Source organism: Duganella paludis (assembly GCF_054461335.1).
The window spans coordinates 4,764,859-4,776,414 of record NZ_CM136922.1 but is presented as its reverse complement, the minus strand read 5'-3'; the positions used below and the strand labels follow the sequence as shown (position 1 = coordinate 4,776,414).

The window sequence follows — 11,556 nt, the reverse complement described above, 5'->3', positions numbered from 1 at the left end:
ATGATGTTGAAAGAAGCCCTGTCCGCAGCTGATTGCGTCGCCCTGCAACTGGCCAACGACGGCGACCGTTACGCGGAGCTGGGCCGCAAATTGAGGAGCACGTCCTTCTCGACCGCCCTGACCATCGCGCGCGGCAGCTCGGACCATGCCTGCGCCTATGCGGCCTACCTGATCATGGCGCGTCTCGGCCGTGTGGTGGCGTCGCTGCCGATGTCGCTGGTGACCCTGAACAAATCGCCGCTGATCACGCGTGACACGCTGGCGATCTCGATTTCGCAATCGGGCCAGAGCCCGGACGTGGTCGAGCCGATCCGCTACTTCCGCGACGGCGGCGCCACCACCATCGCGCTGGTGAACGACATCGATTCGCCGCTGGCGCAAGCCGCCGAATTCGCCATGCCGCTGCGCGCTGGCAAAGAGCAGAGCGTGGCCGCGACCAAGAGCTTCATCACCAGCCTGGTGGCGAGCGCACGCCTGGTGGCCGCATGGCAGAACGATCCGGAGCTGCTGGCCGGCCTGGAAGCCCTGCCGGAATCGCTGCGCTCAGCGACCAATGAGGACTGGTCGAAGGCGATCGAGGTATTGACGCCGGCCCGCAACATCATGGTGGTGGGACGCGGCATCAGCTTCCCGGTGGCGCTGGAAGCGTCGCTGAAGTTCAAGGAAACCTCGGCGCTGCAGGCGGAAGCCTTCAGTGGTGCGGAGATCAAGCATGGTCCGATGGCGCTGATCGAAGAAGGCTACCCGCTGGTGATCTTCGCCACGCGCGGCCCGACCCAGGCCAGCCTGCTGGCGCTGGCGAGCGAAATGCGCGGCCGTGGCGCACGCGTGCTGCTGGCCGCTCCGGCCGACGTGGCGGAACGCGACCTGACCTTGCCGATTGCGGCGACGCCGGATCTGGACCCTATCGTTGCGATCCAGGCGTTCTACGTGATGGCGGCCCAGCTGTCCGCCGCGCGCGGCCTGGACCCGGACCAGCCGCGTCACCTGAGCAAAGTCACCAAGACTAACTAAGCATGCTCGCTCGCCCGCCGTCGTCCCGGCGCACGCCGGGACCCATAGAACGCGTGCCCTCACGCTCAGCATGGATCCCGGCCTTCGCCGGGATGACGGTGGCGCTGCTGCTGGCGGCGAGCGCTTTCGCCGCCGACAAGATCGAGTTCTGGACCTTCAGCATGAAGCCCAAGTTCACGCCCTATTACGAGACGCTGGTGAAAAACTACGAATCAGCGAATCCGGGCGTGAAGGTGGAGTGGGTGGACTTCCCTTGGGATATCATCCAGACCAAATTGGTCACCCGCATCGTGGCCGGCACGCCGCCCGCGCTGGTCAACCTCAACGTCCCATGGGCCGACGAATTCGCCCGCGATGGCCTGCTCGCACCCATCGACAACCTGCTGGCCGACGCCCGCCCACGCTACATCGCCAGCACGCTGGAGGATCTCACCTTCAACGGCAAGACCTACGGCTTCCCGATGTACAGCAACGTCGCCGTCATAGCCTACAACACACAAATTTTCAAGGCCGCCGGCATCCCGCACGCGCCGCGCAATCTCGACGAGCAACTGCTGTTCGCCCGCCAGATCGCCGCGCGCACCGGCAAGGCCGGCCTGTGCCCCGCCCTGTCCAAGATCGACGGCCTGATGATGCAGCAAGGCCTGCCCGTCATTACCAACGGCAAGGCAGTCTTCAACTCGCCCGGCCACGTGGCGCTGATCCGCAAGCTGGCCGAAACCTACAAGGCTGGCGGCCTGCTGAAGGACGCGCTGTTCGCCGAAGATAACTTCCCCGCCGCGATCGACGCCTACAAGGGCGGCCGCCTCGGCATGCTACTGGCACCACCAACGGCGGTCAAGCGCATCGAAAGCGACGCCAAAGACATCTACGCCATCACCGACGTCGCCCCGGCGCCGCTCGGCCCGACCGGCATCGCCGATGGCGGCTGGTTGATACACTACGCCGTGCCGAAGAACGTGGATCCGAAACTGATGCCGGCCATCGGCAAGTTCGCGCGCTATCTCACCAACGACGCCAATCAGCTGGCCTTCGCCAAACAGGCCAGCGTGTTCCCGGCGATGGCGCAGGCGGCCAACGATCCCTTCTTCACCAACGTGCCGCCAGGCGCCGGCGCGGCGGAAAAGGCCGTGGCGGCGGGCGCCGTATCGATGCCGCATGCGCACACGCTCTACGTCGCCGGCATCACCGACTACGACGAATTGCGCCGCTACCTGGTGAAAGCCGTCGAAGCCGGCGTCACCGGCAAGCAGGACATCCAGCAGGCGCTGGACCAGGCGGTCGCGATCTGGAACAAAAAACTCGCCACGCAGCGGAGTCACTGAGATGAGCGCCGAACAAGCCGCCGTCGTTCCTGCGCACGCAGGAACCCATGCTGAGCATCCCGGTTCGCTCGGTATGGGCCCCCGCATGCGCGAGGACGACAGTGCACGCCGTCGCCTGAATATCACGGCTTGGCTGTTCCTCGCGCCCGCGCTGATTCTGCTGGCCGTGTTCTCGTTCTGGCCCGTGGCCTTCGGATCGCTGCTGGCATTCACCGACTACAGCCTGATACGCGAAACGCACTGGGTCGGCCTGGATAACTTCCGCTACATCTTCGACAACGAGATGTTCGTCACCGGCCTGAAAAACTCCCTGCTGTTTTTGCTGATGGTGCCCTTCGTGCAAATCGGCGCCCTGAGCCTGGCCGTCCTGGTGAACAACAAGCTGCCCGGCATCCGCTACTTCCGCGCCGCGTTCTACGTGCCGGTGGTGACGACTGTGTCGGTGGTCGGCATCATGTGGGGCTTCATGTTCCACGAACAGGGTACGCTCAACTACGTGCTGCAAACGCTGCAACTGGTGAATGCGCCGGTCGGCTGGCTGTCGAATGACACCATCGCTCTCTTCGCCATCATGTTCGTCACTCTGTGGCGCGGCCTGGGCTGGTATATGGTGATGTACCTCGCCGCATTGCAAGCCGTCCCCGCCGACATGCAGGAAGCCGCCATCCTCGACGGCGCCAATCGCTGGCAGCGCTTCTGGAAAATCACCGTGCCGATGCTGCGACCGACCATCATGATCTGTTCCGTGCTGTCCGTGCTGGCCGCGCTCAAGGCCTACCAGGAGGTCGACGTGCTGACGCAGGGCGGGCCAATGAATTCCACCTTCACCGGCCTGTATTACGCCTACGACCAGGGCCTCAAACACCTCAAGCTGCCGCGCGCATTGGCCGCCAGCTTCGTGGTCTCCATCTTCTGCGTCGGCATCGCCCTGCTTTGCCTGCGCTACATCCGGCCCAAGCATCGATGAAGACCATCACACACTACCTGCTGCTGTGCGCCATCGCCGTGGTCTGCGTGTTCCCGTTCTGGTGGACGCTGGTCACCGCGCTGTCCACCGAAGGGAACATCTTCGCTTACCCGCCCACCTTCTGGCCGCAGAAGCCGTCGCTGGACAACTTCATCGAAGTGTTCAACGCCATCCCGATCTGGAGCTTCTTCCGCAACTCGGTGTTCATCGCCCTCTGCACCGTGTTCTGGAAACTGGTGCTTTGCTCCGCCGCCGCGTATCCGCTGGCGCGCATGCAGTTCAAGGGCCGCAAGCTGGTATTCGGCCTGATTCTCGCCACGCTGGTGCTGCCGTCGGAAGTCAACTTCCTGGTCAACTTCATCACCGTCACGAAACTCAGCCTGGTCGACACCTACACCGGCGTGATCCTGCCCAACGTGGTCAACGCCGTCGCCATCCTGCTGCTGAAGCAAGCCTTCGAAGAAGTGCCGCAAGACCTGATCGACGCCGCCCGCGTGGACGGCGCGTCCGAATGGATCATCTTCAGCAAAATCATGCTGCCGCTGATCGCCCCGTGGCTGGCCACCGTCGGCATCCTGACGGCGGTCGAGGCATGGAACGAATACATCTGGCCCTCCATCGTCATGAGCAAGCCGGACGAATTCCCGCTGTCGGTGGGCGTGCTGTATTTGCGCGGCACCTTCGGCAGCAGCACGCGCGTGATCGCCGCAGGCACCGTGCTAACCATCCTGCCCACGCTGGCAGCCTTCTTATTTACCCAACGATTCTTCATGCGCGGCATGGACGGAGCAGTGAAATGACAACTCAAAACGACTACAGAAAAATCGCCGGCCAACTCATCATGATCCGCTTCCCCGGCACCGTGCTGGATGCGGCCACCGCCGACTTCCTGAAAGCGAACAGCATCCGCGCCGTCTGCCTGTTCCGTGGGAACATGACCGACTCCGAACAACTGGCCAAGCTGACCGCCGACCTGCGCGCCGCCATGGGCCCGGAATCGCTGATCGCCATCGACCAGGAAGGCGGCGCCGTGGTGCGTTCGACCTGGGTGCCGGCGCCGCCGGCCGCCATGGGCCTGGGCGCGGCCAACGACACCGAACTGTCCTACCGCACCGGCGCCGCCGTGGCGCGCGCCGTCAAGGCGCTGGGCTTCAACTGGAACTTCGCGCCGGTGCTGGACCTGAACAACAATCCGCACAATCCGGTCATCGCCGAACGCTCCTTCGGCGCCGAGCCACAACGCGCCGCCGAACTGGCGATGGCGTGGATGGCCGGCAGTCATGCCGAAGGCGTGGCCTGCTGCGTCAAGCACTTCCCCGGCCACGGCGACACCAACGTCGACTCGCACCGCGACCTGCCGACCGTGAACAAGCCGGTGGAAGAACTGAACCGCCTGGAACTGGCGCCGTTCCGCATCGCCTCCGGCGCGGCGCCGGCCATGATGACCGCGCACATCGTCTACCCGACGCTCGATCCGGAGAATCCAGCGACCATGTCGCGCCGCATCCTCAACGACCTGCTGCGCGATGAGTGGAAGTACCAGGGCATCATCATCACCGACGGCATGGACATGCACGCCATCGCCGGCCGCTACGGCGTCGGCAACGCCGCAGTGCGTGCGCTGACCGCCGGCGCCGACATGGTGATGGCGCTGGGCACCACCGAAACGCAGGAAGAAACGCTGAACGCCATCGCCACCGCTCTCGCCTCCGGCGCGCTGTCGCAGGAGGAAGTGCAGCATCGCCTGGACCGCCTGGCGGCGCTGGCGAAAGCCTATCCATGCAAACCGCGCTCGTACAAGGAAGACGCGGCCGACCGTGAAGTCATGGCAGAAGGATGGCGCCGCAGCCTGACCGCCTACGGTGCGCCACAGCGCCCGGCCGCCGGCGCCAAGGTGCGCCTGGTCGCGCGCCAGGACGTGGTGAGCGACGGCGTGTCCGAAGCCGGCGTGCCGGCCGGCGTGGTGGCCGATACGCTGCGCAAGCTGTACGACGTGGAGCTGGTCACCTTTGCCGACGCCGACACCTTCGATTGGAACGCGCTGCCGCAGGATGGCCGCTTCACCATGCTGGCCTCCACCTCGCGCCTGCGCTACGGCCAGCACGCGCGCGACACCTGGCGTCCGGACCTGCACCTGGCGCTGTGGAATCCCTACCAGGCGCTGGACATCGAGGCCCCGGCCCTGATGACCTACGGCTTCGCCCAGCCGGCGCTGGAAGCGGTCAACGCATGGCTGTCCGGCCAACTGCAAGCCACCGGCAACGCACCGGTTCCAGGATTCGATAAATAAAACGACACCGTCGTTCCCGCGAAAGCGGGAACCCATACTCAGCATGGATTCCCGCTTGCGCGGGAACGACGAGCTGGTGGAGATAACACAGCATGGAAAACAAACAAATCCGCAATCCGAAGTTCTGGGTGCCCAGCCTGTACCTGGCGCAGGGCCTGCCGTTCTTCGCCGTCGCCATCGTCGCCAACCAGATGTTGAAGAGCATGGGCGTGCCCAACGACGAGCTCAATCACTGGACCGGCTTGATCGGTTTTGCCTGGGTGTTCAAGCCTTTATGGAGTCCCTTCCTGGAACTGGTCAGCAGCAAGAAGCTGGTGGTCACCTTCTTCCAGGTGTTCGGCGGCTTGTGCCTGGGCGGCGTTGCGCTGGCCTTGCAGGCGCCGTTCTGGTTTGCCGCCTGCATGGGCATGCTCGCGCTGGTCGGCATATCGGCCGCCACCCACGACATCGCCTGCGACGGCTTGTACATCACCAGCCTCGATGAAAAAGACCAGGCCAAATACGCCGGCTGGACCGGCACCTTCTTCAACGCCGCCAAGTTCTTCACCACCGGCGCCCTGCTGCTGCTGGCCGGCCACTTCGAGAAGACGCTCGGCGTGGTGCCCGCATGGACCATCTGCTTCTGCATCCTCGGTGGCATGATGGTGGCGCTGGGCCTCTACAACGGCTGGGCGCTGCCGCTGGCGAAGAACGAAGTCACCGCCGACACCAACGCAGCCGCCATCGCCCGCACGCTGCGCGAAGTGATCGTGGAGTTCTTCAAGAAGCCCGGCATCTGGGTCTCGATCATCTTCATTATCCTGTTCCGCGCCGGCGAGGCGCAGGTGCAGTCCATCGGCCCGCTGTTCCTGCGCGAAGCGCGCAACCTCGGCGGCCTTGGCCTGTCCACCGCCGAAGTGGGCGCGGTGTATGGCACCGTTGGAACGGTGGCCTTCCTGGTCGGCTCCATCGCCGGCGGTTATTTCACTTCGTGGCTGAGCCTCAAGCGCGCCATCCTGTGGCTGATCCTGGCGGTCAACCTGCCGAACGTGGCCTTCTATCTGCTGTCCTACTTCCAGCCGACCGACCTCGCCATCATCGGCGCGGCGCTCAGCGTGGAGATGTTCGGCTACGGCTTCGGCTTCGTCGGCCTGATCCTGTACATGATGCAGGTGGTCGCGCCGGGCAAATACCAGACCGCGCACTACGCCTTCGCCACCGGCATCATGCAGCTGGGCTTCGTGCTGTTCAAGCTATTCAGCGGCGACATCCAGATCGCGCTGGGCTACCAGCACTTCTTCGTCTGGGTGATGATCTGCGCGATTCCGGTCGCCATCCTGTCGCAGCTGATTCCGATGACCGCGCGCCCGCAGCCCAAGGACGAAGAACCGGCGGTGCAGCAAGCCGCCCACGCGGGATAAGCAATGGCCAGTGTCAGTCTGAGTAACATCGTCAAGCATTACGATAATACGCCGGTCATCCACGGCATCGACCTCGATATCGCCGACGGCGAATTCATGGTCTTCGTCGGACCTTCCGGCTGCGGCAAGTCCACCCTGCTGCGCATGATCGCAGGCCTGGAAACCATCAGCGGCGGCGCGCTGCATATCGGCGGCACGCTGGCCAACGACATCGCGCCGGCGCAGCGCAAGCTCGCCATGGTGTTCCAGTCCTATGCGCTGTACCCGCACATGACGGTGTACGAGAACATGGCCTTCGCCCTCAAGCTGGCCGGCCACAAGCCGGCAGCGGTGCAGGAGGCGGTGGAACGCGCCGCCGCCATCCTGCAGATTGCGCCGCTGCTCAAGCGCAAGCCGAAGGAACTGTCGGGCGGCCAGCGCCAGCGCGTGGCCATCGGCCGCGCCATCGTGCGCAAGCCGGAGGTGTTCCTGTTCGACGAACCGCTGTCGAATCTCGACGCCAGCCTGCGCGTGCAGATGCGGGTGGAGCTCAGCCGCCTGCACCACGAACTGAAAACCACCATGATCTACGTCACCCACGACCAGGTCGAGGCGATGACGCTGGGCCAGCGCATCGTGGTCTTCAACGGTGGCCGCATCGAGCAGGTGGGCACGCCGCATGAACTGTATAACGCGCCGGCCAACCTGTTCGTGGCCGGCTTCCTCGGCACGCCGAAGATGAATTTCATCCCCGGCCAGGTGGTCGCCGCCGGCGGCAACAGCGTGTCGGTGCTGCTGCCCGGCGGCGCCGTCGTCAAGGTCGAAGCCTGCACCGGCACGGACGCCGCGCCGCAACCGGGCGACCGCGTCACTCTGGGCGTGCGCGCCGAACACCTGTCCATCACCGCAGCGCAGCAGGAAGACAATGTCATCCAAGTGGGGGTCGGCCACGTTGAGTACCTGGGTGATCTGTCCATCGTCTACACCACGCTGGACGGCCTGCCCGAGATGATCGCCGTAAAGCAGAGCGCCGAAGCGGCGCTGCTGCACGCGGGCAGCCATGCCCGCGTGCATCTGCCGCCGTCGCGTTGCCTGCTTTTTAACTCCGAAGGCCGGGCGCTGCCTCGTGCACCGCAGCACATTTGAATTCGGAGTTTCGGCCGGTTTTGTGTAACAATACGCGGGTTTACATACCCATACGTTTGATAGAAGGATAACCATGTCCCATTCCCGTCTTGCTCGTATCAGCCTGCTCCTGGCCGCCATTGGCCTGAACGCCGCCCCTGCCATCATGGGCATGGCGCCAGTCCACGCCGCCGAAGAAAAGAAAGCACCGGAACCGCCGAAAGACGCCGTCCGTCCTGAGATCTACAAGCTGATCGACCCAGCGCAAACCAAGCCGCTGCTGGATGCGAAGAACTACACCGAATTCCAGAGCCGCATCGACCAGGCTGCGGCGATGCAGAACATCACGCCGTACGAAAGCTTCGTGCTGAACCAGATGCGCGTGCAACTGGGCCAGGCATCGGGCAACAACGAGATGACCATCAAGGGCTTGACCGCGATGATCGATTCGGGCCGTCTGAAGCCGGAAGACAAACTGCGCTTCATCGACGCCATTGCCACCATCTACTACAGCGGCCTGAAAGACTTCGACAACGCCATCAAATGGTTCGAGCGCTATGGCGCCGAATCGGGCGACCAGGTCAAGCAGCGCCAGTTCATCGTGCGTTCGTACTTCCTGAAGAACGACTTCGCCACCACCAAGACCGAAGTATTGAAGGATCTGGAAGCGGCCAAGAAGACCGGCGTCGTGCCACCGAAGGACACCCTGAACCTGCTGGGCAACGTCGGCATCAAGACCAAGGATACCGAACTGTATCTGACCGCCGTGGAAGAGCTGACCCGCTACTACCCGACCGAAGACTACTGGAACGACCTGCTGAACCGCACGCGCGGCAAAAAGACCTACTCCAACCGTTTCGACCTGGACCTGGTGCGTCTGAAAGCCGTCGCCGTGCCATCGAAGATGGAACCTGAAGACTACGCGGAACAGGCCGAACTGGCCGTGTTGGGCGGCTTCTTCACCGAAGCGAAGATCGCGATGGACAAGGGCTTCCCAGGCGCCATCCCGGCCGGCAAGGACAAAGTCGCGCTGGAGAAGATCCGCGCCAGCGCCAACAAGGGCGCAGCTGACGATGCGAAAAACATCGACAGCGGCATCCCTGCTGCGCAGAAGTCGAAAGACGGCGTTGGCCTGATCAACCTGGGTTACAACTATGTGACCCTGGGTCAGTTCGACAAAGGTATCGACCTGATGAAGCAAGGTATCGCCAAAGGCGTAGCGAAGAATCCTGACGACGCCAAGCTGCGCCTGGGCTACGCCCTGGCCATGGCCGGCAAGAAGGATGAATCGGTCGCGCTGCTGAACACCATCACCGGCACCGACGGCCGCAACGACCTGGCGCGTTACTGGATCATGTATCAGAACCCGCCGGCAGCAGCACCGGCAGCAGCCAAGTAATCAAAAAGCCAGCTTTCGAGCTGGCTTTTTTTATCACTGCATGGCTTCCGACAAGGTCCGCAACAACTGGCCCTCGCCGTCCGCGCTCAACTCCCAGAACATCGCGCCGCGCAGGCCCTGCTGCTTGATGTAGCGGGCCTTGTCCTGCAGCGACGTCGGATCTTCATACGTGATCCACACCTGCTCCGCCGCGTTGTACATATACGGCGCCCTCGCCGACGCATTGCGATAGCGCTTGTAGCCCGCATCCTTCTTCAGCAACTGCCAATAGCCATATGAATTGCCGCCGTTGATGCCGTCGCTCACGCCGCCCTGGCATAGCTGGTACTGCCCATCGCCCTGCGGCCCGGCCGCGCAGCCTTTCCAGCCGTAGCCGTAGAACGGCACGCCCAGCACCAGTTTGTCCGCCGCCACGCCTGCCGACAGGTAGCGCTGCACTGAACGCGATGTATAAAAACCTTCCGCCGTCACCGGGTCGCCTGCATCCGCAAACAATGCCGAGTGATGGCCGGTGCGCTTCTCCCACGGCATATGGTAGTCGTAGGCCATGATGTTGATCCAGTCCAGGCTACGTGCAAGCTCCTTCACCCACGCGCCATCGCCGACGTAATTGCCGTTGGCGCCGGCCGCGATGGTGAGGAGGTAATGCTTGCCATCGTGCTTGCCCGCCGCATCGAAAGCCGCACGCAGCTCGCGCGCCCAGGTGATGAAATTCTGCCGGTCCTCAGGCCGCGCGCACACTTCGCCCGCCACGCAAGGCACGCCGGCCTCGCCTGGATATTCCCAATCGAGGTCCACGCCATCGAGCCCATAGCGGCGCATGGCCTTCAACGAAGACGCAATGAAGTTGGCGCGCGCCGGCGCCGATGCCGCTACGTTTGAAAACCGGTTGGACCAGTTCCAGCCACCGATCGACAACACCACCTTGAACTTGGGATGCTGCTTTTTCAGCGCCGCCAGCGCGCGCAAGTTGGCCGCATCGGACGCTTCATCGCGCCACGCCAGTGCGCCGTTCAGCGGCTCCTGGCACGGCGCCACATCGTTCACCGACGGCTCGGGGTTGCCGTGCTTGCCGTCCCAGCACAGATCCACGAAGGCATACAGCGCCATGGTCAGCTTCGACGCATCGACCTTGGACACCGGGAAGGATTCATGTTTCCAGCCGGGGTAGTAACCGACCACTTCGGACGCTGCCGCGTGGGGAACGGGGATCGACGCCGCCAACGCGGCGACAAGAGGAAGTAATTTAGCTTGCATTGAGTTCCGCCACAAAGTCATACATATCGCCACGGAAGTAGGAGCGGCAGAATTCCACCGCCCGTCCGTCGCGTAAAAAGCCCAGCCGTTCCACCGCCAGGCCGGCATCGCCCTCCTTCGCCTGCAGCAGCATGGCCTGCTCCGCGTTCAACAGCAGCGCGGAGAGCCGCTGCAAGGCCCGCACCGGGCGGTTGCCCGCCTTCTCCAGCGCGTCGTACATGGACAGATCCACCGCCTCCAGCGACGGCAGACAGGACGCCACGATGGTCGCGTATTCAAGGCACATCGGCACATCGTCCGCATAGCGCATGCGGTTGAAGCGGTACACCTTGGAGCCGGGACTGAGCCGCAGGCGCATCGCCTCGTCCGGCGTCACCGTGCCTTCCGAGCGCTTGAGCCACACGCTGCGCGGCGTCCGCCCGCGCGCCCGCATGTCTTCGGAAAAGGAGGTCAGCTTGGCGAAGTTCTTTTCAATGCGGGTGTTGATGAAGTTGCCGGAGCCGGGCCGGCGCACCAGTACACCATCGCTCACCAGGCCGTCGATGGCCTTGCGCACTGTGATGCGAGAGATTTCCAGGTCGGCGGCCAGTTGGCGCTCGGCCGGCAAAGCATCCTCCGGCTTCAGAAAATGATGCTCGATCGCCGAGCGCAAGGCGCGCTGCAAGCGTTGATACAGAGGCAGGTTACTGGTCTCATTGAGGTGCTGTCGAATGTGTACCAGTGGTGTCGTTTGATCGCTTTTCATAACGATGGTGACCTATCCTCTCTGTTGGTTCGACGATAATACCAAAAAAAGACCA

At 63.6% G+C, this 11,556-nt stretch carries 10 protein-coding genes; 8 read left to right on the top strand and 2 right to left on the bottom strand.

Going from position 1 to position 11,556, the window contains the following annotated elements; all coding sequences use genetic code 11:
* The 8 genes from ACXZ1M_RS21005 (at nt 1) to ACXZ1M_RS20970 (ending at nt 9,499) form a co-directional block, all read left to right on the top strand.
* Nucleotides 1-1,014 (top strand): SIS domain-containing protein, encoded by a 1,014-nt coding sequence (locus ACXZ1M_RS21005; protein ID WP_459054054.1) that lies wholly within the window; start codon nt 1-3, stop codon nt 1,012-1,014.
* A gap of 53 nt (nt 1,015-1,067) precedes the next feature.
* A complete protein-coding gene (locus ACXZ1M_RS21000; RefSeq protein ID WP_459049573.1) occupies nt 1,068-2,339 on the top strand; it encodes an ABC transporter substrate-binding protein in 1,272 nt (423 codons plus the stop codon).
* Nucleotide 2,340: 1 nt separating this feature from the next.
* Nucleotides 2,341-3,306: a carbohydrate ABC transporter permease gene (locus ACXZ1M_RS20995; protein ID WP_459049572.1), complete on the top strand. Its 966-nt coding sequence runs from the start codon at nt 2,341-2,343 to the stop codon at nt 3,304-3,306.
* On the top strand, nt 3,303-4,106 hold the full coding sequence (locus ACXZ1M_RS20990) for a carbohydrate ABC transporter permease (protein WP_459049571.1): 804 nt from the start codon (nt 3,303-3,305) through the stop codon (nt 4,104-4,106). The genes ACXZ1M_RS20995 and ACXZ1M_RS20990 overlap by 4 nt, the downstream gene beginning before the upstream one ends.
* Nucleotides 4,103-5,596 carry a beta-N-acetylhexosaminidase gene (nagZ, locus tag ACXZ1M_RS20985; RefSeq protein WP_459049570.1) on the top strand — a complete coding sequence of 498 codons (1,494 nt, stop codon included), beginning with the start codon at nt 4,103-4,105 and terminating at the stop codon, nt 5,594-5,596. Before ACXZ1M_RS20990 ends, nagZ begins: the two co-directional genes overlap by 4 nt.
* A gap of 92 nt (nt 5,597-5,688) precedes the next feature.
* Nucleotides 5,689-6,996 (top strand): MFS transporter, encoded by a 1,308-nt coding sequence (locus ACXZ1M_RS20980; protein WP_459049569.1) that lies wholly within the window; start codon nt 5,689-5,691, stop codon nt 6,994-6,996.
* Nucleotides 6,997-6,999: 3 nt separating this feature from the next.
* Entirely contained in the window at nt 7,000-8,121 is a 1,122-nt protein-coding gene (locus ACXZ1M_RS20975; protein WP_459049568.1) for an ABC transporter ATP-binding protein, read from the top strand.
* Nucleotides 8,122-8,194: 73 nt separating this feature from the next.
* A complete protein-coding gene (locus ACXZ1M_RS20970; protein WP_459049567.1) occupies nt 8,195-9,499 on the top strand; it encodes a tetratricopeptide repeat protein in 1,305 nt (434 codons plus the stop codon).
* A 33-nt stretch (nt 9,500-9,532) separates the two neighbouring features.
* Here ACXZ1M_RS20970 and ACXZ1M_RS20965 read toward each other — a convergent pair whose 3' ends face one another.
* Together ACXZ1M_RS20965 and ACXZ1M_RS20960 are read right to left on the bottom strand one after the other, a co-directional pair.
* Entirely contained in the window at nt 9,533-10,756 is a 1,224-nt protein-coding gene (locus ACXZ1M_RS20965; RefSeq protein ID WP_459049566.1) for a glycoside hydrolase family 18 protein, read from the bottom strand.
* Entirely contained in the window at nt 10,746-11,501 is a 756-nt protein-coding gene (locus tag ACXZ1M_RS20960) for a GntR family transcriptional regulator (RefSeq protein ID WP_459049565.1), read from the bottom strand. The genes ACXZ1M_RS20965 and ACXZ1M_RS20960 overlap by 11 nt, the downstream gene beginning before the upstream one ends.
* Nucleotides 11,502-11,556 lie beyond the last annotated feature (55 nt).